The sequence below is a fragment of the uncultured Roseovarius sp. genome (assembly GCF_947259555.1).
GTDB lineage: Bacteria > Pseudomonadota > Alphaproteobacteria > Rhodobacterales > Rhodobacteraceae > Roseovarius.
This window is the reverse complement of record NZ_CAMYMD010000012.1, coordinates 64,936-87,804: the sequence shown is the minus strand read 5'-3', so window position 1 is coordinate 87,804 and position 22,869 is coordinate 64,936. Positions and strand designations below refer to the sequence as shown.

The 22,869-nt window shown below is 63.0% G+C and carries 30 protein-coding genes; 18 read left to right on the top strand and 12 right to left on the bottom strand.

Annotation, left to right across the window (positions count from 1 at the left end; translation table 11 throughout):
- Positions 1 to 245: 245 nt before the first annotated feature.
- From trmD to Q0X85_RS02030, 9 genes are all read right to left on the bottom strand, one after another.
- Positions 246 to 1,049, bottom strand: coding sequence for a tRNA (guanosine(37)-N1)-methyltransferase TrmD (gene trmD / locus Q0X85_RS02070; protein WP_297768325.1), 804 nt, complete (start codon positions 1,047 to 1,049; stop codon positions 246 to 248).
- Positions 1,046 to 1,555 (bottom strand): ribosome maturation factor RimM, encoded by a 510-nt coding sequence (gene rimM / locus Q0X85_RS02065; protein ID WP_297768322.1) that lies wholly within the window; start codon positions 1,553 to 1,555, stop codon positions 1,046 to 1,048. The genes trmD and rimM overlap by 4 nt, the downstream gene beginning before the upstream one ends.
- Before the next feature lie 76 nt (positions 1,556 to 1,631).
- On the bottom strand, positions 1,632 to 2,261 hold the full coding sequence (gene bluB, locus Q0X85_RS02060; RefSeq protein ID WP_297768320.1) for a 5,6-dimethylbenzimidazole synthase: 630 nt from the start codon (positions 2,259 to 2,261) through the stop codon (positions 1,632 to 1,634).
- An 18-nt stretch (positions 2,262 to 2,279) separates the two neighbouring features.
- Complete coding sequence (gene rpsP / locus Q0X85_RS02055; RefSeq protein ID WP_297768318.1) at positions 2,280 to 2,654, bottom strand: 30S ribosomal protein S16; 375 nt, start codon at positions 2,652 to 2,654, stop codon at positions 2,280 to 2,282.
- 48 nt (positions 2,655 to 2,702) lie between these two features.
- Positions 2,703 to 2,999: a chorismate mutase gene (locus Q0X85_RS02050; protein ID WP_297768315.1), complete on the bottom strand. Its 297-nt coding sequence runs from the start codon at positions 2,997 to 2,999 to the stop codon at positions 2,703 to 2,705.
- An 86-nt stretch (positions 3,000 to 3,085) separates the two neighbouring features.
- The gene (locus Q0X85_RS02045; RefSeq protein ID WP_297768313.1) at positions 3,086 to 3,694 is read right to left on the bottom strand and encodes a GNAT family N-acetyltransferase; all 609 of its coding nucleotides are present in this window, start codon (positions 3,692 to 3,694) and stop codon (positions 3,086 to 3,088) included.
- Positions 3,691 to 4,257: a GNAT family N-acetyltransferase gene (locus Q0X85_RS02040; protein ID WP_297768309.1), complete on the bottom strand. Its 567-nt coding sequence runs from the start codon at positions 4,255 to 4,257 to the stop codon at positions 3,691 to 3,693. Before Q0X85_RS02040 ends, Q0X85_RS02045 begins: the two co-directional genes overlap by 4 nt.
- 75 nt (positions 4,258 to 4,332) lie before the next feature.
- Positions 4,333 to 5,829 carry a signal recognition particle protein gene (gene ffh, locus Q0X85_RS02035; RefSeq protein WP_297768305.1) on the bottom strand — a complete coding sequence of 499 codons (1,497 nt, stop codon included), beginning with the start codon at positions 5,827 to 5,829 and terminating at the stop codon, positions 4,333 to 4,335.
- Positions 5,830 to 6,008: 179 nt separating this feature from the next.
- Positions 6,009 to 6,539, bottom strand: a complete 531-nt coding sequence (locus Q0X85_RS02030; protein ID WP_297768302.1) for a hypothetical protein — start codon at positions 6,537 to 6,539, stop codon at positions 6,009 to 6,011.
- A 117-nt stretch (positions 6,540 to 6,656) separates the two neighbouring features.
- On the opposite strand from Q0X85_RS02030, the gene Q0X85_RS02025 reads away from it, so the two are divergent.
- Both Q0X85_RS02025 and Q0X85_RS02020 read left to right on the top strand, forming a co-directional pair.
- Positions 6,657 to 7,538, top strand: coding sequence for a LysR family transcriptional regulator (locus Q0X85_RS02025; protein ID WP_297768300.1), 882 nt, complete (start codon positions 6,657 to 6,659; stop codon positions 7,536 to 7,538).
- Positions 7,535 to 8,428: a DMT family transporter gene (locus Q0X85_RS02020; protein WP_297768346.1), complete on the top strand. Its 894-nt coding sequence runs from the start codon at positions 7,535 to 7,537 to the stop codon at positions 8,426 to 8,428. The genes Q0X85_RS02025 and Q0X85_RS02020 overlap by 4 nt, the downstream gene beginning before the upstream one ends.
- Here Q0X85_RS02020 and Q0X85_RS02015 read toward each other — a convergent pair.
- Together Q0X85_RS02015 and Q0X85_RS02010 are read right to left on the bottom strand one after the other, a co-directional pair.
- The gene (locus tag Q0X85_RS02015) at positions 8,421 to 9,404 is read right to left on the bottom strand and encodes a glycosyltransferase 61 family protein (protein WP_297768297.1); all 984 of its coding nucleotides are present in this window, start codon (positions 9,402 to 9,404) and stop codon (positions 8,421 to 8,423) included. The genes Q0X85_RS02020 and Q0X85_RS02015 overlap by 8 nt on opposite strands.
- Complete coding sequence (locus Q0X85_RS02010; protein ID WP_297768295.1) at positions 9,394 to 9,729, bottom strand: metalloregulator ArsR/SmtB family transcription factor; 336 nt, start codon at positions 9,727 to 9,729, stop codon at positions 9,394 to 9,396. The genes Q0X85_RS02015 and Q0X85_RS02010 overlap by 11 nt, the downstream gene beginning before the upstream one ends.
- A 169-nt stretch (positions 9,730 to 9,898) precedes the next feature.
- Between Q0X85_RS02010 and Q0X85_RS02005 the strand changes: the two genes are divergently transcribed.
- From Q0X85_RS02005 to Q0X85_RS01930, 16 genes are all read left to right on the top strand, one after another.
- Positions 9,899 to 10,312 carry a universal stress protein gene (locus tag Q0X85_RS02005; protein WP_297768292.1) on the top strand — a complete coding sequence of 138 codons (414 nt, stop codon included), beginning with the start codon at positions 9,899 to 9,901 and terminating at the stop codon, positions 10,310 to 10,312.
- Between the two features lie 199 nt (positions 10,313 to 10,511).
- Complete coding sequence (locus Q0X85_RS02000; RefSeq protein WP_297768290.1) at positions 10,512 to 10,853, top strand: AtpZ/AtpI family protein; 342 nt, start codon at positions 10,512 to 10,514, stop codon at positions 10,851 to 10,853.
- Positions 10,843 to 11,601 (top strand): F0F1 ATP synthase subunit A, encoded by a 759-nt coding sequence (locus Q0X85_RS01995; protein ID WP_297768287.1) that lies wholly within the window; start codon positions 10,843 to 10,845, stop codon positions 11,599 to 11,601. The genes Q0X85_RS02000 and Q0X85_RS01995 overlap by 11 nt, the downstream gene beginning before the upstream one ends.
- A 105-nt stretch (positions 11,602 to 11,706) precedes the next feature.
- Entirely contained in the window at positions 11,707 to 11,943 is a 237-nt protein-coding gene (locus Q0X85_RS01990) for a F0F1 ATP synthase subunit C (RefSeq protein ID WP_009816528.1), read from the top strand.
- A gap of 86 nt (positions 11,944 to 12,029) precedes the next feature.
- Positions 12,030 to 12,551 carry a F0F1 ATP synthase subunit B' gene (locus Q0X85_RS01985; protein ID WP_297768282.1) on the top strand — a complete coding sequence of 174 codons (522 nt, stop codon included), beginning with the start codon at positions 12,030 to 12,032 and terminating at the stop codon, positions 12,549 to 12,551.
- A gap of 5 nt (positions 12,552 to 12,556) precedes the next feature.
- The gene (locus tag Q0X85_RS01980; protein WP_297768280.1) at positions 12,557 to 13,117 is read left to right on the top strand and encodes a F0F1 ATP synthase subunit B; all 561 of its coding nucleotides are present in this window, start codon (positions 12,557 to 12,559) and stop codon (positions 13,115 to 13,117) included.
- A 352-nt stretch (positions 13,118 to 13,469) separates the two neighbouring features.
- Positions 13,470 to 13,868, top strand: coding sequence for a succinate dehydrogenase, cytochrome b556 subunit (gene sdhC, locus Q0X85_RS01975; RefSeq protein WP_297768277.1), 399 nt, complete (start codon positions 13,470 to 13,472; stop codon positions 13,866 to 13,868).
- A 10-nt stretch (positions 13,869 to 13,878) separates the two neighbouring features.
- Positions 13,879 to 14,250 (top strand): succinate dehydrogenase, hydrophobic membrane anchor protein, encoded by a 372-nt coding sequence (sdhD, locus tag Q0X85_RS01970; RefSeq protein WP_297768274.1) that lies wholly within the window; start codon positions 13,879 to 13,881, stop codon positions 14,248 to 14,250.
- Between the two features lie 12 nt (positions 14,251 to 14,262).
- A complete protein-coding gene (gene sdhA / locus Q0X85_RS01965) occupies positions 14,263 to 16,065 on the top strand; it encodes a succinate dehydrogenase flavoprotein subunit (RefSeq protein WP_297768271.1) in 1,803 nt (600 codons plus the stop codon).
- The gene (locus Q0X85_RS01960) at positions 16,065 to 16,385 is read left to right on the top strand and encodes a succinate dehydrogenase (RefSeq protein WP_297768268.1); all 321 of its coding nucleotides are present in this window, start codon (positions 16,065 to 16,067) and stop codon (positions 16,383 to 16,385) included. Before sdhA ends, Q0X85_RS01960 begins: the two co-directional genes overlap by 1 nt.
- 12 nt (positions 16,386 to 16,397) lie before the next feature.
- Positions 16,398 to 17,177 (top strand): succinate dehydrogenase iron-sulfur subunit, encoded by a 780-nt coding sequence (locus Q0X85_RS01955; protein ID WP_297768265.1) that lies wholly within the window; start codon positions 16,398 to 16,400, stop codon positions 17,175 to 17,177.
- A gap of 19 nt (positions 17,178 to 17,196) precedes the next feature.
- On the top strand, positions 17,197 to 17,904 hold the full coding sequence (locus Q0X85_RS01950) for a divalent cation transporter (protein WP_297768263.1): 708 nt from the start codon (positions 17,197 to 17,199) through the stop codon (positions 17,902 to 17,904).
- Positions 17,905 to 18,001: 97 nt separating this feature from the next.
- On the top strand, positions 18,002 to 18,151 hold the full coding sequence (locus Q0X85_RS01945; protein ID WP_297768259.1) for a hypothetical protein: 150 nt from the start codon (positions 18,002 to 18,004) through the stop codon (positions 18,149 to 18,151).
- Between the two features lie 111 nt (positions 18,152 to 18,262).
- A complete protein-coding gene (locus tag Q0X85_RS01940; RefSeq protein ID WP_297768257.1) occupies positions 18,263 to 18,838 on the top strand; it encodes a peroxidase-related enzyme in 576 nt (191 codons plus the stop codon).
- A gap of 5 nt (positions 18,839 to 18,843) precedes the next feature.
- The gene (locus tag Q0X85_RS01935) at positions 18,844 to 19,053 is read left to right on the top strand and encodes a hypothetical protein (RefSeq protein ID WP_297768255.1); all 210 of its coding nucleotides are present in this window, start codon (positions 18,844 to 18,846) and stop codon (positions 19,051 to 19,053) included.
- Positions 19,054 to 19,057: 4 nt separating this feature from the next.
- On the top strand, positions 19,058 to 19,903 hold the full coding sequence (locus Q0X85_RS01930) for a DUF1989 domain-containing protein (RefSeq protein WP_297768253.1): 846 nt from the start codon (positions 19,058 to 19,060) through the stop codon (positions 19,901 to 19,903).
- A gap of 115 nt (positions 19,904 to 20,018) precedes the next feature.
- Here the strand turns inward: Q0X85_RS01930 and clpB are convergent, their stop codons facing one another.
- Positions 20,019 to 22,637, bottom strand: coding sequence for an ATP-dependent chaperone ClpB (gene clpB / locus Q0X85_RS01925; protein WP_297768251.1), 2,619 nt, complete (start codon positions 22,635 to 22,637; stop codon positions 20,019 to 20,021).
- Positions 22,638 to 22,869: the final 232 nt, after the last annotated feature.

The window sequence follows — 22,869 nt, the reverse complement described above, 5'->3', positions numbered from 1 at the left end:
TCACTCCTGATTTACTTGCGGTTTGTTCCGCAAAGATGTCTCGCGTCCTCAGAGCTCTCGGTCTTCTTCCGGGTTCGCCTTGCGCCCGCCAGAGGTCAGGTCGTCATTCTATTTGATCTGTTTGATGGCACCGCCGCGGATGACCGAAGAAAGTCAGACGGAAATGTGCTGCCAATATCGAACAGGTCCGGACCCACGCAAGCGAATCCAGACCTGACGGTCTATAGAAGCAAACGAAAGGCGGATCAAGCCTTGTCAGGCTGGGCGTGAAGGTGCCGGCTCCACAAGTCCGGGCGGCGTTCCTTGGTCAGGTGCTCGGACATCTGGCGGCGCCATGTCGCCACCCGTGCATGGTCGCCAGAGGTCAATATCTCGGGGATTGGACGACCTTTCCACTCGGCAGGCCGGGTGTATTGGGGATGCTCCAAAAGGCCATTCGAATGGCTCTCGTCCTCGACGCTTTCGGCATTGCCCAGAACACCGGGGAGCAGCCGAACAGTCGCGTCTATCATGGCCTGCGCGGCAATTTCGCCCCCGGTCATGACAAAGTCGCCCAACGAGACCTCTTCGATCCCGTAATGTTCGATCACCCGTTCGTCCAACCCTTCAAAGCGGCCGCAAATGAGCGTGACGCCCGGCCCCTCTGACAAACGCCGCGCCATTGCCTGATCAAAGCGCCGTCCGCGCGGGCTGAGATAGATCAGGGGCCAACCGGGGGGCGTGCCTGTCATGGCCTCGTCGATCGCCCGGCCCATCACATCGGCACGCAGGACCATTCCGGCACCGCCGCCTGCGGGGGTGTCATCGACATTGCGATGGCGGCCTTCGCCAAATCCCCGCAGATCGACTTGTTCTAGCGCCCAAAGACCATTTTGCAGCGCGCGCCCGGTCAGGCTCTCGCCAAGGATGCCGGGGAAGGCTTGTGGCAGAAGGGTGATCACGCGGGCGGTCCACACGCCTGCCAGCTCTGGCGTCGGTGTTAGTAACTCGCGGGGCTCATGTGTGGCGCGGATCGACTTGCGCCCGTGCGAGCGGGGAGTGCTGTTCATATCAGCCCCTCTGGCGGATCGGCGATGATGCGGCCTGCGGTGAGATCTACCGTCGGAACGGCCTCAAGGGTGAACGGCAAAAGGACGGTTGACTTGAGGTCGGGCCCATGGATTTCCAGCAGGTCTGTCGCACCATGATTGAGCACCGCCCGCACCTGTCCCAAGAACGTACCGCCGGTGTCAAAGACCGAGAGTCCGATGAGATCGGCATGGTAAAACTCATCGTCCGGCAGGTTGGGCAGTTGCGACCGCTCCGCATGGAGGCGAGTGCCCCGTAGCGCGTCGGCGGCTTCTTTGCTGGTCACACCCGAAAGCCGGGCGGTAAAGCCGTTCTTTGTCTGCCCGGTGAGGGTGATGTCGAACCGGCGTGTGCCATCCTCGGAGGCGAGCGGGCTATAGCTTGCGATGTCCTCGGGCGTGGCGGTAAAGCTCTTGAGCCGCACTTCGCCCTTCACGCCAAAGGCACCGCCAATTGCACCGACGCAAATACGATCGCTGTCGCTCATGCGATGATCTCCGGGTTATTGCGGTGCCTCATGATCGGCTGACGGTCATAGTTTTGCAATCTCTTGCTTGGCATGCTCAGCGCACCTCTGTCGGCAGGCTGGCGCGGCGGGTTTCCCATCCCGCTTGCTCCAGTTCCGGCGTGTCGCTGTCGTCCTCGGGCCAGCCAACGCAGAGATACGCGACCAGAGCCCAGTCATCTGGCACATCCAAGTCACGCGACAATTGATCCGCGTCCAAAATCGAGACCCAGCCCACACCGAGACCCTGCGCACGCGCGGCGAGCCAGAAATGGGTGATCGCCCCTACAACGGAATAGCGCCGCATCTCAGGCATCGTACCGGCGCCAAGGCCCGCGCCCTTGTCGGTGCCCTCGTCACTGTAGATCGCCAACTGCACCGGTGCCTCTTGCATGCCAGAGAGTTTCAAGCCGCTGTAGAGACGTGCCTTGTCGCCACTGTAGCCTGACAGGGCGCGGGCGTTGGCAGTAGAGAAATTGGCGAGTGCCGCGGCGCGCGCCCCGGGGGATTGCACCCTGATCACGCGCCATGGCTCGCTTAGCCCCACGGAGGGAGAGAGCAGGAACGTGTCGAGGCAGTCCCGCAGCACAGCCTCGTCCACGGCGTCCCTGCGGAAGCGGCGCACGTCGCGCCGCCACCGCATGAGATCGCGCAATTTGGTCTGGAAGTCTTGGGAAAACTCTGACATTCCAGTGCCTTGCCTGTCTTACTCTTCGGCAGGCGCGTTCGCTGCTTCGGCGGCGGCGGCGGCCTTGGAGGCTTTCTCTTCGGCGCGGTCTTGCGCCTTTTTGCCCGGCACGGCCTTTTTCAGGTTGGCGCGCTCTTTCTTGGCGATCACGCCTGCGGCCTCGAGCATGCGGCTGATGCGGTCGGTGGGCTGTGCGCCCTGCGCCAGCCAGTGCTGGATGCGCTCCACGTCCATCTTCACGCGGTCTTCGCTGTCCTTGGGCAGGAGCGGGTTGTAGGTGCCCAGCTTCTCGATGAAGCGGCCATCGCGCGGCATGCGGCTGTCAGTCGCCACGATGCGATAGAAGGGGCGCTTTTTCGAGCCAGCACGGGCGAGACGGATTTTCATGGCCATTTGATATTCTCCTTTAATGGCGGGGGTTTGGTGGGGTCGAGCCCCACCCTACGATTGATGCTTCTGGTGATGCCTGATCACCTCGGCGATGATGAAGTTGAGGAATTCACGGGCGAATTCCGGGTCAAGGTCGGCGGAGGTCGCCAGGTCTTCGAGCCGCTCGATCTGCGCGGCTTCGCGCGCCGGATCGGACGGGGGAAGGTCGTGTTCGGCCTTGAGCTTGCCCACCGCCTGGGTGTGCTTGAACCGCTCGGCCAGGGTGAAGACGAGGATCGCGTCGAGGCGGTCGATGCTCTCGCGGTGCTCGGCCAGAAAGGCTGCGGCACGGGTGGCGTCACTGGTCATGGCGGTTCTCCCGGGCGGCGAACATGCGGGGCTGTATCACGTCGGTATTCCGTCGGTATCGCGTCGGTGCGCGGGTCAGGCTCATGTCAGTCAATGGGCATCCCCTTTGGCTTGAACATCGGGTCGCAATAATGATCAATCTCAAGCTCGATCCCGTCGCGCAGCTGCCCCGAGGCGGCGGCCGACGGCGCCGGGTGGCGATAGACTGCGTCCGAGCCGTCGATGGTGGCGGCGTCATGATCCTTGGTGCAGCCGAGACGCTCGGCCAGCCGGATGCTGTCGAGGTTCTTGGGGTCGATATAGCTGACCGCCGCCTCCCAGCCCTGGCGCTCGTAGAAATGGCGGCGCACGGCGTGGGTGGCTTCGAGCGCATAGCCCTTGCCCGCCTTGTCGGGCCAGATGATCCAGGCGATCTCGCGCTCGGGCCATTTGGCGGGGAACCAGCCGCCGGCCATGCCGTAGGTCTCGTCCGTCTCTTTGTCGTGGATCATCCACATGCCGAAGCCGCGCACCGCCCAATGGCCGATCTCGGCGGCGTAGAGCATCCACGCCTCGTAGCCATTGAGCGGCCCGCCCATGAAACGTGAGCGGTAGGAGGCGAAGGTCGCCTTGAAATCCGGGTAATCGCCCACCTCGGGGCCGCGCAGCACGAGGCGCCGGGTCTCGATCACCGGGATGTCGGGGTAGGTGGTCATGCGTAAGCCTCGACCGAGCCGTCGTCATCGTCGCCGTCCGGGGTCGTGTCGGGCCCGGGATGACGATAGAGCAGGTCGTGGCCCATATGGATGTTTTCGTATTCGCGCTCGAACGAGGCTCCCAAGCGTTCGGCCAGGGCGATGGAGCGGCTGTTGCCCGGTACGATGTTCGACGTCAGCGTGTCAAAACTCAGGTCTTCATAGGCATAGCGCCGGGCCCGGGCCGCCGCCTCGTAGGCGATGCCCTTGCCCTCGAAGCCATCGAAGACCACCCAGCCCAGCTCGGGCTCGGGCCAGCCTTCGGGGTTCCAGATGCCAGTGATCCCGGCGGTCTTGCCTGTGTCCTTCATTTCGATCGTGAAGTACCCGTAGCCATGGATATGCCAATGGCCGACGTTGAGCACAAACCAGCGCCATGCCTCGCCGCGATTGGCCGCCGCGCCGAAACCGCCCGCGCGGTCCTTATCGAGCAGAAATTCAATCATAGGCTCGATATCTTGCGGCTCCGGTCCGCGCAGGATCAGGCGCGGTGTTTCGAGTTCTGGGGCCTGGGTGAGGGTCATGGCCTCGCCTTTCCCCGGCGGCATGCCGGTTGCGTGGTCGGATTTGAGTATTTGGGGAACGCTGAAAGCATGACGTTATTTCTTCTTGCCGAAGCCGGAGAGGCCGGGGGGCAGGCCCATGCCGCCGCCGCCCATGCCGCCCAAGCCACCGGGCAGCTTGCCGCCCATGGCCTTGGCGGCCTCTTCCATTGCCTTGGGGTCGTTCATGTCGGGCATGCCGCCGCCCTTGCCGAACATGCCCTTCATGGCCTGTTTCATCATGCCGCCTTTGCCCTTGCCCATCTTCTTCATCATGTCGGCCATCTGGCGGTGCATCTTCAGCAGCTTGTTGAGGTCGGACACCTCTTGCCCGGCGCCCTTGGCGATGCGCTTCTTGCGGCTGGCCTGCAACAGGGCGGGGTTGGCGCGTTCTTTCTTGGTCATCGACTGGATGAGGGCGATCTGGCGCAGGATCATCTTGTCGTCAAAGCCTGACTCCTGCACCTGCTTGGCCATCTTGCCCATGCCGGGCATCATCCCCATGACGCCCTCCATGCCGCCCATCTTTTGCATCTGTTCAAGCTGACTGCGCAGGTCGTTCATGTTGAACTGACCTTTGGCCATGCGGCGCATCATGCGTTCGGCCTGTTCGGCCTCGATGGTTTCCTGCGCCTTTTCTACCAGCGCCACGATGTCGCCCATGCCGAGGATGCGGCCGGCTATGCGCTCGGGCTCGAAGGTCTCGATGGCGTCCATCTTTTCGCCCAAGCCGACGAAGCGGATCGGCTTGCCGGTAACGGCGCGCATCGAGAGGGCCGCGCCGCCGCGTCCGTCGCCGTCCATCCGGGTGAGGACGACGCCGGTGACGCCGATCTTGTCGTCAAACTCTGTCGCAACGTTGACGGCGTCCTGGCCGGTCAGGCCATCGACGACCAGCAGCGTCTCGCGCGGGTTGGCGACATCGCGCACCGCTGCGGCCTGCGCGATCAGGTCGGTGTCGATGTGCAGGCGACCGGCGGTATCGAGCATGTAGACGTCATAGCCACCAAGCGAGGCCTGCGTCTTGGCGCGTTTGGCGATGGCAACCGGGTCTTCGCCCTTGACGATGGGCAGGGTGTCGACGCCGATCTGGTTGCCCAGGATCGCGAGCTGTTCCATCGCCGCCGGGCGGTTGACGTCGAGCGACGCCATCAGCACCTTCTTGCCGTCACGCTCTTTCAGGCGCTTGGCAAGCTTGGCGGTGGTGGTGGTCTTGCCCGAGCCCTGCAGGCCGACCATCAGGATCGGCGCGGGCGGGTTGTCGATCTTGAGGGCGCCGGGGTCTTCGGTCCCGCGCAGCGTCTCGATCAGGGCGTCATGGACGATCTTGACGACCTGCTGGCCCGGCGTCACCGATTTGGTGACCGCCTGACCGGTGGCCTCTTTTTCCACCTTCTTGATGAAGTCGCGGGCGACGGGCAGCGAGACGTCGGCCTCCAGCAGCGCCACACGCACCTCGCGCAGGGCGGTCTTGACATCCTCTTCGGAGAGCGCGCCCTGCTTGGTCAGCCGGTCGAGGACGCCGGAGAGGCGTTCGGACAGATTTTCAAACATCACTCGGGCTCCTTCGCCGGTTGCTCATCTGTCACCCGATATAGGGGCGACGGTTCAAACGATAAACGCCCCCGTGGGCGCAACGCGCTGACGGGGGGCGATCCCGGACCGCGCCCGGGACCGGAAGCATGCGGCTTCCGGGGTGTTGGGGTGGCGTTTACGCGCGCGGGGCGGGCGAGTCAAGCGGGCGGGGCGGCATCGGTGCAGCGCAGTTGCGTCAGCCAGTCGTTGATCGCGCGCACGACCGTGCCCGAGGTGGAACTGCTGTCGTAGATCTCGGTGATCGGGTGTAGCACCTCGCCGCCCGCGCCGTCGGACAGGACCAGCGAGGGGCGGTGCAGTTTGCGGCGGACGCGGGCGGGATCATCGCTTGTGGTGCCGCCCGACAGCGTTGATTCGCCCGTGGCACCGAGGAGGTCTTGCAGCGCAAACACCGTTTCCCGGCTACGCAGGATGGTGCGGGCGCGCAGGGTGGCGGTGCCCGCCCGTGCGTCGAGGATGATTTGCAGCCGTTCGACGAAGATGCAGATCGCGGCAAAGCACATGCCGCCGCCGATGCCGCCCATCACGAAGGCACCGATGAGGGTTTGCGAACTGACCAGCAGGCCCACACCCACGAAGAGGAGCAGCCCGAGCGAGAGCATCACCGCGATGAACCACGGTATCTCTTGGGCGATCAGCAGATCGGGGGTGGTGCGGGTGATCTTCATGGGGGCGTCCCGGAGCAGCGATGCCGGAGGATACGCGCCGCTCGGATGATTGCAACTGTCGTGAGGCCGCCGCATAGTTGCGCGGCCAGAGAACAAGCGGACAGGGTGATCGGTGTGATGGACAATTGGGACGAGGTGCGGACCGCCTATAACGTGGCGCGGGTCGGTACGGTGAGCGGGGCGGCGGAGGTGCTGGGCGTGCATCATGCCACCGTCATCCGCCATATCGACGCGCTGGAGGAGCGGCTGGGGGTGAAGCTGTTTCAGCGGCATGCGCGGGGCTATACGCCGACCGAGGCCGGGGATGACCTGTTGCGCGTGGCGCAGGCGACCGACGATCAATTCAATCAACTGGCAGGCCGGATCAAGGGGCGCGGCAATGACGTGTCGGGCGAGCTGGTGGTGACCTCGATCGGGGGCTTGAGCCATCTGCTTGCCCCGGTGCTGGCGGAGTTTCAGCAGGGGTATCCCGATCTGGTGGTGCGCTACCTGACCGGGGACCGTCTGTTTCGGCTGGAATATGGCGAGGCGCATGTGGCGATCCGGGCAGGCGCGGTGCCCGATCAGCCCGACAACGTGGTACAGCCGTTTTTCGAGCAGCAATTCACGCTTTATGCCAGTGACGTCTACGTTGACCGCTACGGTATCCCGAATGGTTGTGAAGATTTTCCGAAGCATCGCTTTATCGGGGCCGATGACCCCAAGACCCGCGCGCCGTTTCACCGCTGGTTGCAGGACAATGTGCCGGGTGAGAATATCGTCTTTCGGTCGGGCGACGTGCATGCGCAGCGCAACGCGATCCTTGCGGGGGCGGGGATCGGGTTTACCTCGGTGTTGCAGGCGGCGGAGGTGCCGGGGCTGGTGCGGGTGATGGAGTCCAAGCCGGAATGGGCTGCGCCGCTGTGGCTGGTCACTCACATGGATCTGCACCGCACGACCAAGGTGCAGGCGTTTCTCAGCTTTCTCAAGGAGCGGTCCAAGATGTGGCCGACGCAATGACGCCGGATCTCAAGGGACATCTGGCGATGCTGTGCTTTTCGGGGCTTGTGGCCGGATCTTTTGCACTTGGCTCGATGGCGGCGCAGCATGTCGAGCCGGCGGCGCTGAACGCGCCGCGCTTTGTGCTGGCTGCGGTCATATTGGGCGTTGGCGCGATGACGAGCACGGGGATTCCACGTGAGACCTGGCATGCGCCCTGGCGCTACCTGCTGCTGGGCGGGGCAATGGGGCTATATTTCCTGTTGATGTTCGAGGGCCTCAAGACGGCGCCGCCGGTTTCTGCGGCGGCGGTCTTCACTCTTACGCCAATCATGGCCGGACTGGCGGGCTATGCTCTCTTGCGTCAACGCACGACGTCGCGCATGGCGCTGGCGCTGGCGGTCGGTGCGCTGGGGGCGCTCTGGGTGATCTTTCGCGCCGATTGGGGCGCTCTGACGGCGTTCGAGGTCGGACGCGGCGAGATGATCTACCTTTGGGGCTGCGCAGCACATGCGGTCTACATCCCGTTGGTTCGCATGCTCAATCGTGGTGAACGGCCGGTGGTTTTCTCGTTCGGCACCATGCTCGGGGCGGCATTGCTGGTGACGGTGGCGGGTTGGGGCGATATCCGCGCGACCGACTGGGCGGGCCTGCCGCCAATCGTCTGGGTCACGATCCTGTACACCGCCGTCTTTGCGACGGCGATGACATTCGTGTTGATGCAATTCGCCAGCCTCAATCTGCCGAGCGCCAAAGTGATGGCGTATACCTATCTGACACCCACATGGGTTGCGATCTGGCAGGCAGCGCTCGGGCATCCATTGCCGCCGGTCATGGTATTGATGGGCGTCGGACTTACGGTTGTTGCGCTGCTTTTGCTGCTCAAGGACGAGAGCGCGCCTGTCAGATGAAACCAGCCGCCTTCAGATCGGCGCGCAATTGGCGCAGCTCAGGAGGTATTGCGCTGTCGCTGTCGAGATCCTGTGGCGCGTTATCCAGTCTGGCGATCGCTGACGTGGTGATCAAATCCGCGTCTGCAAAGCCTTCGATCTGGCGCGCGATGGCGTCAAAGGTCGCCTGCCGGGTGCGGCGCTGGATCAGGCCGACACGTGCGCCTCTTGGCATCACGAATGGTGCAAAATGAAAGGCAGACCCGTCGGGACCGACGATCGTGGTTGCGGCGCGGTAGTGGTCAATCTGGTCGGCTATGGTCAGACGCTCAGGGTGCAGGACAGCATAGCCCGCCTGCGACATCCATCGCTCTATCTGCTTTTCATGCGGGACCTGTTGCGCGGGGCTTTTGAGGCGGCGGCGCGAGATGTAGATCTTGTCGGGTCCGCCGGGCGGCGCGTCGGTGCAAAGCAGACGGCGCATATAGGCCCGCGCCTCGGGGGTGCCATGGCTCCAATGCAGATGGCCAAAGCCCTGGCTTGGCAGGACAAGCATATCCACACGGGTGGGTCTGTCGATCAAGTGTACCGGCAGGTTCTGGCCCAATAGCGCCAGCAGCGGTCCGAGACGACGGCGCAGCACGGCGGCGATATCGCGGCCGTACATCGGGATGAGCGCGATGCCGTCCACCGGCTGCGCAATGTGATCGAGGGCCCAGAGGCGCGGGATGGCTTCGAGCAGGAAATGCCCGAAATGATGCCGCCCGACCCCGGCAAAGAGCCAGCGACCGGGCAGGTGCGCCGGAGCGTCTTTTGGCATCTCGGGGTCGGGGGTGAACCGGTTGCCCGAAAGGAGGGTGCGTGCGGCTGGCAAGGGCGCCCCATCCGGGCCAAGCGCACCGCACGCCATGCCGGTGTCCGGGGTCATCGGCATAAGGACCGCGCCCGGCACCATGTCTATGCCGGATGCGGGCAGGTGCCGCGCGTCAGGTGTCATCCGGGATCTCACTGTGCAGGAAGCGTTCGAACGCGTCGAGATTGACGGCCTCGAATTGGCCAAAGCCCTGCATCCAGATCGAGGCGTCGCGCAGCGCATCCGGCTCAAGTTTGCACCATGTCACCCGGCCCCGGCGTTCCTGGCTGATCAGGCCGGCGCGGGTGAGGATGCCCAGATGTTTGGAGATCGCGGCAAGGCTCATCTCGAAGGGGGCGGCGACGTCGGTCACTGCCATGTCGTCCTCGAGCAGCATCGACAGGATCCGGCGCCGGGTGGGATCGGCGAGGGCGGCGAACACGGTATCGAGCGTTGGGGCGGCTTTCATGCTTTTCATAAGCCCAAGCAGAGCCCCGGCGTCAACGGGATATGCGCGCCGACCGCGTTCGATTTTCAAGAAAAGGGGTCGGCAAGCCGGTTTGATCTGTGACAAGGTGTTGACGGTCCCGGCCCTTTAGGGTCGTCTGACAAAAAACGGAAACGCGAAAGGAAAGAACATGTTCTCTACAATCATGGTTCCTGTCGACCTTGTGCACAAGGACACCCTCGACAAGGCGCTCGACGTGGCCGGAGACATTGCCAAGCGGCATGGTGCGACCATCAAGGTTGTCAGTGTGGGCGGCGAGTTGCCCAATGAGCTGGGTCATAACGCGGGAGAGTTCACAGAGACGGTCAAAAAGTTCGCCGACAGACTGCGGGATAAATACGGTGTCAATGTCGAGGCCGAGACGATCATCAGCCATGACCCCGAGGTTGAAACCACGTCTGCGCTGATGAAGGCGATTGATGAAACCGGCACCGATCTGGTTATCATGGCGAGCCATGTGCCGGGCATTCTGGAGCATATTTTCAGCTCGCACGGTGGCTATATCGCGCAGCATGCCAAGGTCTCGGTTTTTGTTGTCCGCTAAAGCTCAACCAAGCGGTTGAATATGCCCAACCGTCCCCGGGCGCCCCGGGGACGGTTGGGCAGATTGGCAGCTTTGCTGTTTCACGATTTAATTTTCTTTAATTACAAGTGTTTAACTTGATTTCATCGCGACGCCACACGCGCTTGACTCATTGGCGCTCTGGACATAGCAAAGGCGCAACATTCCAAGGGGGCCTTGCGTGACCGATCCCGAGCAGAGCGAGCGACTGGCAGAGCTGGACGCGAGGATCGCCAAGCTCAAGGGCAAGAGCGCGCCAAAGCCCCATCAGGAAGAGCATTATTCTCAGGCACAGCTGGCCTGGCGGATGGTGATTGAACTGGTGGCTGGTCTCTTGATCGGCTTTGGCATGGGATACGGGTTGGATCAGCTTTTCGGCACCATTCCGATATTCCTTGTCATATTCACATTTCTGGGCCTCGCGGCGGGCGTCAAGACGATGATGCGCAGCGCCGAGGAGATCCAAAAGGACGCGATGACGCCCAAGGCGGGCGCGGAAGAGAGGGAAAAGGATGGCGACTGAAGCGCATGGGGCCGGTGAAGGCGGGCTTGCTTTTCACCCGATGGATCAGTTTCTGGTCAAGCCGCTCTTTGGTGACGGCGAAGTGGGCATGTTCACCCTGACCAACGCGACGTTCTGGATGGCGCTGACCATTCTGGCGATCTTTGCGCTGTTGGTCATGGGCACCTCGGGGCGCGCCACGATCCCGTCGCGCATGCAGTCGGTGGCCGAACTGGCCTATGATTTCGTGCGCAAGATGGTCGAGGATGTGGCGGGCAAGGAAGCGCTGGTCTTCTTTCCCTATATCATGACACTGTTCATGTTCATCGTCTTCGCCAATTTCCTCGGGCTCTTGCCGATGGCGTTCACCACCACCAGCCATATCGCCGTGACGGCGGTGATGGCGATGATGGTGTTCCTGACGGTGACGATCCTCGGTTTCGTCAAAAACGGCCCGGCCTTCCTGAGCCTTTTCTGGGTCAGCTCCGCGCCGCTGGCGTTGCGGCCCATTCTGGCGGTCATCGAGCTGATTTCATATTTCGTGCGCCCGGTCAGCCACTCCATTCGTCTGGCGGGCAACATGATGGCCGGTCACGCGGTGATCAAGGTGTTCGCGGGCTTCAGCCAGGTGGCGATGATCGCCCCGCTGTCGATCCTCGCGGTCTCGGCGATGTACGGGCTCGAAGTGCTGGTGTCCTTCATCCAGGCCTATGTCTTTACCATCCTCACCTGTGTGTATCTCAAGGACGCGCTGCATCCGCATCACTGAGGGTGGCGGTGGGCATCCCCCACCCTATGAACAACCAAACGACGGCGGGTTCGCCCGCCTGACGACCAACCTAGCAATGCCAATTCCAACGTAAGGAGACATCTCATGGAAGGCGATATCGCACAACTGGGTCAATTCATCGGTGCAGGCCTCGCAGGCATCGGTTCGGGTGCTGCCGCGATCGGTGTGGGCCACGTGGCCGGCAACTTCCTCGCGGGCGCGCTGCGCAATCCGTCGGCTGCCGCCGGTCAGACCGCGACGCTGTTCATCGGCATCGCATTCGCCGAAGCCCTGGGGATCTTTTCGTTCCTCATCGCGCTTCTGCTGATGTTCGCCGTCTGAGCCTTACGGGTATCTGATCCTTACGGCCGGAGGGCGGCGATGCGCCGCTTTCCGGTGTAACCGGAACATTCCCGAGGGAGGACGACATGGCGAGCGAAACGCAAGGGGCCGAGGCCGCAACGGGCTTGCCTCAGCTCGATATCACGACATTCTCCAACCAGATCTTCTGGCTGTTGGTGTCACTGGTCGTGATCTACTTCATCCTGTCGCGCGTGGCGCTGCCGCGCATCGCGGCTGTGCTGGCCGAGCGTCAGGGGACGATCACCAACGATCTTGCCGCCGCCGAGGACCTCAAGGCCAAGGCGGTCGAGGCCGAGGAGGCGTATAACAAGGCGCTGGCCGATGCCCGTGCCGAGGCGCAGAAGATCATCGCCGAGACCAAGGCCGAGATCAAAGCCGATCTCGACCGCGCCAATGAAGAGGCCGATGCCGAGATCGCGGAACGGACCGCCGAGGGCGAAAAGAAGCTCGCGGAGATCCGGGAGAGTGCCATGGAGAGCGTGCGCGAGGTGGCCAAGGACACGGCTGCCGAGATCGTCTCGGCCATGGGTGGCAAGGCCGATGGCCGCAGTGTCACCGCTGCGATCAACGCCCGGATGAAAGGATGAGTGCCATGCGCAAGCTGACCCTGACCGTCGCCGCATCCGTGATTGCCAGCCCGGCGCTGGCAGCCTCTGGCCCGTTCTTTTCGTTGAGCAACACCGATTTCGTGGTGCTGCTGGCATTTTTGCTGTTCGTCGGCTTCCTGACCTACATGAAGGTGCCGGGCCTGATCGGAAAGAAGCTGGACGAGCGGGCAGACGGCATCAAGTCTGAACTCGACGAGGCGCGCGCGCTGCGTGAGGAGGCACAGACCCTGCTGGCGAGCTATGAGCGCAAGCAGAAGGACGTGCAGGATCAGGCCGATCGGATCATCGCACAGGCCAAGGACGAGGCCAATCAGGCTGCCGCCGAGGCCAAGGATGACATCAAGGCCTCGATCGCGCGCCGTTTGCAAGCCGCAGAAGACCAGATCAAGAGCGCCGAGGCGCGGGCCATCCGTGACGTGCGCGATCAGGCCGTGAACGTCGCCGTGGCCGCCGCGCGTGACGTGATCGCCAAGCAGATGACCGCCGCCGAGGGCAATACGCTGATCGACAACGGTATTGCCGAGGTTGAAGCAAAGCTGCACTGAGCGGTTCCGCTGAAGTTTGAAGGGCCCGGTCCGGTGACGGTTCGGGCCCTTTTATTTTGAGCGCACAATATTGTGATCACAAAATTTGCATCGAGATCGTGCCCGGTTGCCGGGCTTGCCTGCGCGTTGAGTAGAGACTCGCCCCGGAGTTCACAAATGGAATGCTCCGCGCAGCCGTTCTTTGTGATCACACGATTATTGATGTGATCACAAAGACAAAGTTTTTGCGGCGAATTGCCCTGATTGAGGGAAAACTGGCCTCCAACAGGTGACAGCGCCGAGAAAAAGTTTCAAAACAGGGTCAGCTTGAGCCGGCCCCTGCGCCGCCGCCATTTGCAACAGGAGGTTCACCATGGCCGAAACCGATCTGGCCCGTACCGAACAGGTAGAACGCCCGCTATCGCCGCATCTGCAAATCTATCGCCCGCAGCTGACCTCGATCACGTCGATCCTGACGCGGATCACCGGGAACGCGCTGATTGTGGCGGCGCTGCTGATCGTGTGGTGGCTGCTCGCGGCCTCGACCTCGGACGCATATTTCGCGATGGCAAATGCCGTGCTGACATCGTGGTTCGGCGATCTGGTGATGACGCTGTCGCTCTGGGCGATCTGGTATCACTACCTCGCAGGGCTGCGGCATTTCTATTTCGATGCGGGCAAGGGCCTCGACATTCCAACGGCGGAAAAGCTGGGCTGGGGCTGCATCATCGGCTCGGTCGTTCTGACCGTCATCACGCTGTTTCTGGTCTGAGGAGGGAAAGATGCGTTATCTGACTGCACGTAAACGGGCCGAGGGCAAAGGCGCTGCTGGCACCGGCACCGAGCATTTCTGGTACATGAAGATGTCGGGCGTTGGCCTTGCGATCATCACCCCCGTCTTTCTGGTGGCCTTCGGGCGCGCGCTAGGTGGCGACCGCGCCGAGGTGCTCGACGCCTTTTCGCATCCCGCCATGGCGATCCTCACCGGCCTCGTGATCTTTTTCGGCTTGCGACATTATGCAGGCGGCGCGCAGACGATGATTGAGGATTATGCCCATGGCATGACGCGCCGGGCCCTGATTATCGGCGTGACCGTTCTAAGTTACGGGATGATCGCCACCGGGCTTTTCGCCCTCGCCAAGATCGCGCTGTGAGGAACTGATTAAATGGCTGCATATGAATACGAGACGCATGATTACGACGTCGTGGTCGTGGGGGCCGGTGGGGCCGGGCTGCGCGCGACGCTTGGCATGGCCGAACAGGGGCTGCGTACCGCCTGCGTGACCAAGGTGTTCCCGACCCGCTCGCATACCGTGGCGGCGCAGGGCGGCATCGCGGCGAGCCTTGGCAACATGGGGCCCGACAGCTGGCAGTGGCATATGTATGACACGGTCAAGGGGTCGGACTGGCTGGGCGACACGGATGCGATGGAGTATCTGGCGCGTGAGGCCCCCAAGGCGGTCTATGAGCTGGAGCATTACGGCGTGCCGTTTTCGCGGACCGAAGAGGGCCGGATCTATCAGCGCCCGTTCGGTGGGCACACGACGGAATATGGCGAAGGCCCGCCGGTGCAGCGCACCTGTGCCGCCGCTGACCGCACCGGCCACGCGATCCTGCACACGCTCTATGGTCAGAGTCTCAAGGAAAAGGCCGAGTTCTACATCGAGTATTTCGCCATTGACCTGATCATGACCGATGGCGCCTGCACCGGTGTTGTCTGCTGGAAGCTGGACGATGGCACGATGCATGTCTTCAACGCCAAGATGGTAGTGCTGGCGACGGGTGGTTATGGCCGGGCGTATTTCAGCGCCACGAGTGCGCATACCTGCACCGGCGATGGTGGTGGCATGGTCGCGCGTGCGGGTCTGCCGCTTCAGGATATGGAATTCGTGCAGTTTCACCCCACGGGCATTTTCGGCGCGGGCTGTCTCATTACCGAGGGTGCGCGCGGCGAGGGCGGGTATCTCACCAATTCCGAGGGCGAGCGGTTTATGGAGCGTTATGCGCCCAACTACAAGGATCTGGCCCCGCGCGACTATGTCAGCCGCTGCATGACGATGGAAATCCGCGAAGGGCGCGGTGTGGGATCGGGGGGCGATCACATCCACCTCAACCTGTCGCACCTGCCGCCCGAAGCGCTGAACCTGCGCCTGCCGGGGATCTCCGAGAGTGCCAAGATTTTTGCCGGGGTGGATGTCACCAAAGAGCCGATTCCGGTGCTGCCCACGGTGCATTACAACATGGGCGGCGTGCCGACCAACTATTGGGGCGAGGTGATCAACCCCACCAAGGACGACCCGCATGCCGTGGTGCCGGGGCTGATGGCCGTGGGCGAGGCCGCCTGTGCCTCGGTGCATGGTGCCAACCGACTGGGCTCGAACTCGCTCATTGACCTTGTGGTGTTCGGCCGTGCTGCGGCGATCAAGGCCGGCAAGGTGGTTGACCCCGAGACCGCCGTGCCCGGCACGAATGTCCCGGAGGTCGACAAGGCTCTCGACCGCTTCGATGGATTGCGTCATGCCGATGGTGCGGTGTCGACTGCTGATCTGCGGCTAGAGATGCAGCGGACCATGCAGGCCGATGCCGCTGTGTTCCGCACCTCCAAGACGCTGGCAGAGGGCGTGGAAAAGATGAAGGGCGTGGCGGCCAAGATGGCTGACATCAAGGTGACCGACCGCACACTCGTCTGGAACAGTGATCTGATGGAAACGCTGGAGCTGACCAATCTCATGCCCAATGCGCTCGCTACGATCTTTTGTGCCGAGGCGCGCAAGGAGAGCCGGGGCGCGCATGCGCATGAGGATTTCAGCAAGCGCGACGACAAGAAGTGGCGCGTGCATACCATCGCCCGGATCGGCGAGACCGATGTCGACCTCAGCTATCGCCCGATCATCGAGGACCCGATCACGCCCGAGGACGCGGGCGGTATCAGCCTGAAGAAGATTGCCCCGAAGGAACGGACGTTCTGATGCGGATGCTGCTGGCGACTGTCGCGCTGCTGGCCCTCGGGGCCTGCGAGGCGACCAATCAGGTGGCGGATACTATCGCGCGAGAGCGGGCCAAGAGCGTGGTCAACACGGTGGTGGCCGAGCGGTTTCCCGCTGTGAATGCCGCGCCTGTCACGGATTGCATCATCGACGCGGCCTCGGCCCGCGAGATTGTCCGGATCGCCGGAGCGAGTGTCACCGGGGTGACCCCCGAGGTGGCACAAGAGATTGTCGGCATCGCACAGCGCCCCGAGGCCGTGCAATGCATCGCCGCTAATAGCCTGACCCTGCTGGGCGGCTGAAAGGAGTAGAAAATGGTTCAACTCACACTCCCCAAGAACTCTCGGATGACGACGGGCAAGACATGGCCCAAGCCTGAAACCAGTGGTACGATTCGCAAATTCCAGATCTATCGCTGGTCTCCTGAAGATGGGCAGAACCCGCGGGTGGATACCTATTTCGTCGATCTCGACGATTGTGGGCCGATGGTTCTGGATGCGCTCATTTACATCAAGAACAAGATCGACCCGACGCTGACCTTTCGCCGGTCATGCCGCGAGGGGATTTGCGGGTCTTGTGCGATGAATATCGACGGGATCAACACGCTTGCCTGCATCTACGGGATGGACGAGGTAAAGGGCGACGTGAAGATCTACCCGCTGCCGCATATGCCGGTGGTCAAGGATCTCATTCCCGACCTCACGCATTTCTACGCGCAGCATGAGAGCATCATGCCGTGGCTGGAGACCAAGACCAACCGGCCCGCGAAAGAGTGGAAGCAGTCGATCGACGATCGTGAAAAGCTCGACGGGCTTTATGAATGCGTGATGTGTGCCTGCTGTTCTACGTCTTGCCCGTCCTATTGGTGGAACGGCGACAAGTATCTCGGGCCGGCGGCCTTGCTGCATGCCTATCGCTGGATCATCGACAGCCGTGACGAGGCGACGGGCGAGCGGCTGGATGATCTGGAAGACCCGTTCAAGCTCTATCGGTGTCACACGATCATGAACTGCACAAAGACCTGCCCCAAGGGCCTGAACCCCGCCAAGGCGATTGCAGAGATCAAGAAGATGATGGTCGAGCGGCACGTGTGATATGGAGTAGAGCATTGCAATGGGTGACATTTGGTCCGCGCTGCTCCTGACCCTTGTGGCGGGCGCGGCCATGCCGCTCGGTGCCGCCTTGGCGTTATCCGCGACGTGCCGACAACTCCCGAGTGCTGTCACACACGGTATCATGGCATTTGGCGGCGGTGCTCTTCTTGCCGCGATTGCCCTGGTTCTTGTGCCGCATGGCCGTGAGGCCCTGTCCGGGCCGGTCGCCTTGGCCGCCTTTGCAGGCGGGGGAGCCACGTTTTATGTTATTGATCGGCGGCTCGAGTCAGGCGGTGGTCGGGGTGCGCAGCTCTTGGCCATGCTGCTTGACTATTTGCCAGAGGCGCTGGCAATCGGAGCGATCCTTGCGGCAGAGACCGAGCGCGCGATCCTTCTTGCCGGGCTGATCTTCTTGCAGAATGTGCCGGAGGGATTTGCCGCGTTCCGCGACATCGTGCGGGATGGCGCGGTCAGGGGCATAAGGATCGTCGCGCTATTTGCCAGCCTTGCGCTGCTTGGTCCGGCATGTGCCGGGATCGGATTTGTCTTTTTGTCGGACATGCCGGCTGTGCTTGGGTTCGTCATGATGTTCGCGGCGGGTGGTATTCTATACCTGATCTTTCAGGATATCGCGCCCGGCTCTTATGACGGGGGCAAATGGTCACCTGCCCTGGGGGCTGTTCTGGGGTTCACGCTCGGCCTGTCCGGTGATCTCATGATCGGGTGAGATGTGCAAATCCTGCATGGCCAGCATGCAGGTTTGTCGGTTTTTCGCCGCAGCGCAGAGGACTACCTTTGTCCTGTCCGAAAAATGGAGAAAAGCAATGGCTTATCCGGTCGAGAAACCTGTGATCCCGTTCCCCGCGCTGCCTGATTGGGTTGAGGTCTATTACACCCCCGAGGCCCCGGCGAACCGGCCCGAGGCGCCGAGCCTGAGCGTGCTGGAGCAGATGTACGCCTATTACGACGGCTGAGACACGCCTGTATCCTGCGCTCACAGCAATGTTCCCTCTGCCCGTTGGGGCGGGGGGTTTTCTTTTGGGCCGGGCTGCGGGAGGATCGCGCGCAACACAGGAGACACCGATATGCCGCTATTGCCGAGCCTGCCCGACCCCGCGCATCTGATGGACCTCTTTGCGCGCTACCCCGACAATGTGCGCCCGTTGCTGGAATATACCGATGGCATCTTGCGAAGCGAGGGCGAGCTGAGCGTGGGCGAGCGGGAGTTGATCGCGACCTATGTCTCGGCGCTCAATGCCTGCACGTTCTGCGCGGGGGCGCATCGCGCCTATGCCGAGGTGTTCGGGATCGATGGCGCGCTGATAGATGCGCTGATCGACGATGTGGAGAGCGCGCCGGTGGACGACAGGCTGCGCCCGGTGCTGGCCTATGTGGCCAAGCTCAACACCCTGCCGAGCAAGCTGGTGGAGCGGGACGCGCAGGCGGTTTATGATGCGGGCTGGTCGGAGGGCGCGCTCTACGAGGCGGTGCAGGTCTGTGCGCTGTTTAACATGATGAACCGGATCATCGAGGGGACCGGGGTGAATTTCGATTATGCCGATGCGCCCGAGGGGCATCCGGCGGCGGGATCCTCGCCGGAGGAACAGGCACGCAGCTACAGCCAGTTCGGTGACATGATAGACGCGCTGGCCAGGGGGTAGGGCGCGTGATCGTTGTCGTCGGGCTGATCGTTGCCTTTGTCCTCGTGCTGATCTTTTCCAACCGCGCGACGCGGCATTGCAGGTGGCGCGAATACCGGGTGAGCGGCTGCGATCTGCGGCGGCGCTGGCATTGCGTGGCCTGTGGCGCTGAGGTCTTTACATCCGACGGGACCGCGCCGAAGGTCTGCCACGACCCCCGCCGCAAGAGGACGTGATGCCATGAGCCAAGCCCCCGCCGATGCCGCCGACCGCCGCGCCGTGGCCCCTGTGATCTGTTATCCCAACGAGACGCTGCCGGTGCCCGATCTGGCGCTTTATGCGGCGGCGCGCGAGGGGGCGGAGAAGGTGGCCGAGGTAGTGGTGCCGCCGCGCGAGGCGGCCTGTTTTCGCGTGGGCGCGGGCGAGTTTTTCCGGATCAGCAGCATCGAGGGGCCGCAGGTCGGCGACCTTAACCTGTGGAATGCGCATGACCTGTCGGAGCGGTTCTATTCCGGCAAGACGCGGGCGCTGCATGGCACCCATGTGACGCGGGGCGAGCGGCTGTGGTCGTCGTTTCCGCATCTGCGCCCGATGGCGACGATCGTGGAGGATACGCTGGAATGGTACGGGATCGACGCGTTCGGCGGCTCGGTGCATGACGTGATCGGCACGCGCTGCGATCCCTATACCGGCAACCTCTTGTCGGGGGTGCAGTATCACCATTGCTGCCATTCCAACCTGACGCGCGCGGTGGCGGATGAGTTGGGCCTGTCGCTGCCCGAGGCGGAGGGGCATGTGCATGACGTGCTCAACGTCTTCATGTGCACCGGGTTCACCCGCGACACCGGGCAGTATTTCATGAAGGCGAGCCCGGTGCGGCCCGGCGATTATCTGGAGTTCCTTGCCGAGATCGACCTGCTGGGGGCGTTGAGTGCGTGCCCGGGTGGGGATTGTTCGGCGGAACATACCAGCGATTCCGCCGCCTGCTATCCGCTGATGGTCGAGGTGTTTCGGCCTGTGGAGGGGGCGTTGCGCGGCTGGCAAAGCCCGGCGCGCAACGGCTATGATCGCAGTCATGGGCGGTAATGGGGGGTGGCCTGACGCGGTCATTGGCGATGGTGCGCAAGTGCCCTAGCGAGGCCCCCAATTTTCGGCCCGGACCAAAAGCGCCCCCTGAGCATGTCAGGGGGCGCTTTGATATTTAATGCACAACCGCGTCCTGCGGCGGTTCCTGGTTGGTGGTGCCAACCCGCTCGCCGATGATGAGCCCTTCGGCCCCGGCGGTCACCGGCACGACAGCCCCGTCGAGAATATCGCCTGCCAGGATCGCCTCTGCCAGCGGATCTTGCAGGGCCTTCTGGATCACGCGTTTCAAGGGCCGTGCCCCATAGACCGGGTCATACCCCTCGTCCGCGAGCCATTTGCGGGCGCCATCGTCAAGATCCAACTGGATCTTGCGGGTGGCGAGCCGTTTGAGCAGGCGGGCCATCTGTATATCGACGATCCCGTCCATCTGGTCGCGCGTGAGCCGGTCGAAGACCACGATCTCATCCAGACGGTTGAGGAATTCGGGCCGGAAATGCGACCGAACGGCATCCATCACATCGCGCTTGGCCGCCGCGGCGTCCGCGCCTTCAGGCATTTGGCTGAGCGCCTGCGACCCGAGGTTCGAGGTCAGGATGATGGTCGTCTGCTTGAAGTCAACGGTGCGGCCCTGTCCATCGGTCAGAACGCCATCGTCGAGAACCTGCAACAGGACGTTGAACACCTCGGGATGCGCCTTTTCGACCTCGTCGAAGAGCACCACCTGATAGGGACGGCGGCGCACGGCCTCGGTCAGCACACCGCCCTCGTCATAGCCGACATAGCCCGGAGGCGCGCCGATCAGGCGGGCGACGGAGTGTTTCTCCATGAATTCCGACATGTCGATGCGGACCATCGCGCTGTCGTCGTCAAAGAGGAATTCCGCCACCGCCTTGGTCAGTTCGGTCTTGCCGACGCCGGTTGGCCCGAGAAAGAGGAAGCTGCCCAGGGGCCGGTTTTCGTCGTTGAGGCCCGCGCGGGCGCGGCGCACCGCATTGGCCACGGCCTTGACCGCGGTGTCCTGACCGATCACCCGGCGATGCAGGTTGCTCTCCATGCCCAGAAGCTTCTCGCGCTCGCCTTCGAGCATCTTGGCGGTCGGGATGCCGGTCCAGCGTTCCACGACCTGCGCGATCTGCTCGGGGCGCACGGCCTCTTCGACCATGACATCGTCATCGCCCTGGTTCTCGGCTTCGGCCAGCCTTTTCTCAAGCTGCGGGATCACGCCGTAGCTGAGCTCGCCCGCCTTGCCGAGATTGCCCTCGCGCTTGGCGATGTCGAGCTCGGCGCGGGCGCGGTCAAGCTGCTCCTTGAGATCGCGGGCGGAGGCCAGCTTGTCGCGCTCGGCCTGCCATTGCGCGGTCATCTCGGAGGAATGCTCCTGCAACTCGGCCAGTTCGCGTTCCAGCTTGGCCAGCCGGTCCTTGGAGGCGGCGTCGTCCTCTTTGCGCAGCGCCTCGCATTCGATCTGCTTTTGCAGGATGTCGCGGTCGAGCGCGTCCAATTCCTCGGGCTTGCTGTCCACTTCCATGCGCAGGCGGCTGGCCGCCTCGTCCATCAGGTCGATGGCCTTGTCGGGCAGGAAGCGGTCGGTGATGTAGCGGTGCGAGAGCGTCGCCGCCGTCACCAGCGCCGAGTCGGAGATGCGCACGCCGTGGTGCAGCTCGTATTTCTCCTTGATGCCGCGCAGGATGCTGATCGTGTCCTCGACCGTCGGCTCTTCGACCACAAGCGGCTGGAACCGGCGGGCAAGGGCCGCGTCCTTTTCCACATGCTTGCGGTATTCGTTGAGCGTGGTCGCACCGATACAGTGCAACTCACCGCGTGCGAGGGCAGGCTTGATCAGGTTCGCCGCATCCATCGCGCCATCGGTCTTGCCCGCGCCCACGAGCGTGTGCATCTCGTCGATGAAGAGGATGATCTCGCCTGCCGCAGAGGTTACCTCGTTCAGCACGCCTTTGAGGCGTTCCTCGAAGTCACCACGATACTTGGCCCCGGCGATGAGCGCGCCCATGTCGAGGGACAGCAGGCGCTTGTTGCGCAGGCTCTCGGGCACGTCGCCATTGATGATGCGCAGGGCGAGACCCTCGGCGATGGCGGTTTTACCCACGCCCGGCTCGCCGATCAGCACCGGGTTGTTCTTGGTGCGGCGGCTGAGCACCTGCATGGCGCGGCGGATCTCGTCGTCACGCCCGATGATCGGGTCGATCTTGCCCTCTTCGGCGGCCTTTGTCAGATCGTGCGCGTATTTTTCAAGCGCCTCATAGGTGTCCTCGGCGCTCGCGGTGTCGGCGGTGCGGCCCTTGCGAATGTCGTTGATCGCCTCGTTGATCTGTTGCGCGCTGACGCCACCGGCATCGAGCGCCTCTTTGGCGGGGCTTTTCACGACGGCAAGCGCGGTCAGGATACGTTCCACGGGAACGAAGCTGTCACCGGCCTTTTGCGCCAGTTTCTCGGCCTCGGCCAGCACCTTGCCGGTCTGCTGGTCCATGTAGGTCTGGCCCGCATCGCCCGAGACCTGCGGGATCTTGGCCAGGGCCAGATCATTGGCCTGCGTCACGCGCGCGGGATCGCCGCCGCCGCGTTTGATCAGGTTACTGGCCAGCCCCTCGGGGTCATCCAAGAGCGCCTTGAGCAGATGTTCGGGGGCGAGTTTCTGATGGCTTTCGCGCATCGCGATGGTCTGTGCGGCCTGAATGAACCCGCGCGACCGTTCCGTGAACTTGTTGAAGTCCATGGGCGTTCTCCTTTTTACAAGCGTTACCCCGGTCGCGCACCCTGAGATAGGCATGCGGCGGTCGGGAACCTTGAGTGATAAATGGGTAACGCCGACGTGAGGTTCAAGACGGAGGCGGCAGGAAACGCTGTGCGGCATGGTCCAAAGCTCCCGGCGCTTGCAGGGAAGGGGCGCAGGATCTTCCCCCCTTATTTCGCCGCGCAGGTGGCTTAGGCATACGCATGTAAAATGT

Bases quoted from the DNA above. Each gene is read 5' to 3' on its own strand.
- Q0X85_RS02020 (WP_297768346.1), top strand. From the start codon at position 7,535: ATGACGCCGGATCTCAAGGGACATCTGGCGATGCTGTGCTTTTCGGGG.
- Q0X85_RS01940 (WP_297768257.1), top strand. From the start codon at position 18,263: ATGCCGCTATTGCCGAGCCTGCCCGACCCCGCGCATCTGATGGACCTC.
- Q0X85_RS01930 (WP_297768253.1), top strand. From the start codon at position 19,058: ATGAGCCAAGCCCCCGCCGATGCCGCCGACCGCCGCGCCGTGGCCCCT.
- Q0X85_RS01960 (WP_297768268.1), top strand. From the start codon at position 16,065: ATGCGGATGCTGCTGGCGACTGTCGCGCTGCTGGCCCTCGGGGCCTGC.
- sdhC (WP_297768277.1), top strand. From the start codon at position 13,470: ATGGCCGAAACCGATCTGGCCCGTACCGAACAGGTAGAACGCCCGCTA.
- Q0X85_RS01945 (WP_297768259.1), top strand. From the start codon at position 18,002: ATGGCTTATCCGGTCGAGAAACCTGTGATCCCGTTCCCCGCGCTGCCT.
- Q0X85_RS01955 (WP_297768265.1), top strand. From the start codon at position 16,398: ATGGTTCAACTCACACTCCCCAAGAACTCTCGGATGACGACGGGCAAG.
- sdhA (WP_297768271.1), top strand. From the start codon at position 14,263: ATGGCTGCATATGAATACGAGACGCATGATTACGACGTCGTGGTCGTG.
- Q0X85_RS01990 (WP_009816528.1), top strand. From the start codon at position 11,707: ATGGAAGGCGATATCGCACAACTGGGTCAATTCATCGGTGCAGGCCTC.
- Q0X85_RS02030 (WP_297768302.1), bottom strand. From the start codon at position 6,539: ATGAAGATCACCCGCACCACCCCCGATCTGCTGATCGCCCAAGAGATA.
- Q0X85_RS02050 (WP_297768315.1), bottom strand. From the start codon at position 2,999: ATGACCAGTGACGCCACCCGTGCCGCAGCCTTTCTGGCCGAGCACCGC.
- Q0X85_RS02010 (WP_297768295.1), bottom strand. From the start codon at position 9,729: ATGAAAGCCGCCCCAACGCTCGATACCGTGTTCGCCGCCCTCGCCGAT.
- Q0X85_RS02040 (WP_297768309.1), bottom strand. From the start codon at position 4,257: ATGACCCTCACCCAGGCCCCAGAACTCGAAACACCGCGCCTGATCCTG.
- Q0X85_RS02015 (WP_297768297.1), bottom strand. From the start codon at position 9,404: ATGACACCTGACGCGCGGCACCTGCCCGCATCCGGCATAGACATGGTG.
- rimM (WP_297768322.1), bottom strand. From the start codon at position 1,555: ATGAGCGACAGCGATCGTATTTGCGTCGGTGCAATTGGCGGTGCCTTT.
- Q0X85_RS01950 (WP_297768263.1), top strand. From the start codon at position 17,197: ATGGGTGACATTTGGTCCGCGCTGCTCCTGACCCTTGTGGCGGGCGCG.
- trmD (WP_297768325.1), bottom strand. From the start codon at position 1,049: ATGAACAGCACTCCCCGCTCGCACGGGCGCAAGTCGATCCGCGCCACA.
- sdhD (WP_297768274.1), top strand. From the start codon at position 13,879: ATGCGTTATCTGACTGCACGTAAACGGGCCGAGGGCAAAGGCGCTGCT.
- Q0X85_RS02045 (WP_297768313.1), bottom strand. From the start codon at position 3,694: ATGACCACCTACCCCGACATCCCGGTGATCGAGACCCGGCGCCTCGTG.
- Q0X85_RS01980 (WP_297768280.1), top strand. From the start codon at position 12,557: ATGCGCAAGCTGACCCTGACCGTCGCCGCATCCGTGATTGCCAGCCCG.
- bluB (WP_297768320.1), bottom strand. From the start codon at position 2,261: ATGTCAGAGTTTTCCCAAGACTTCCAGACCAAATTGCGCGATCTCATG.
- clpB (WP_297768251.1), bottom strand. From the start codon at position 22,637: ATGGACTTCAACAAGTTCACGGAACGGTCGCGCGGGTTCATTCAGGCC.
- rpsP (WP_297768318.1), bottom strand. From the start codon at position 2,654: ATGGCCATGAAAATCCGTCTCGCCCGTGCTGGCTCGAAAAAGCGCCCC.
- Q0X85_RS02025 (WP_297768300.1), top strand. From the start codon at position 6,657: ATGGACAATTGGGACGAGGTGCGGACCGCCTATAACGTGGCGCGGGTC.
- ffh (WP_297768305.1), bottom strand. From the start codon at position 5,829: ATGTTTGAAAATCTGTCCGAACGCCTCTCCGGCGTCCTCGACCGGCTG.
- Q0X85_RS02005 (WP_297768292.1), top strand. From the start codon at position 9,899: ATGTTCTCTACAATCATGGTTCCTGTCGACCTTGTGCACAAGGACACC.
- Q0X85_RS01985 (WP_297768282.1), top strand. From the start codon at position 12,030: ATGGCGAGCGAAACGCAAGGGGCCGAGGCCGCAACGGGCTTGCCTCAG.
- Q0X85_RS01995 (WP_297768287.1), top strand. From the start codon at position 10,843: ATGGCGACTGAAGCGCATGGGGCCGGTGAAGGCGGGCTTGCTTTTCAC.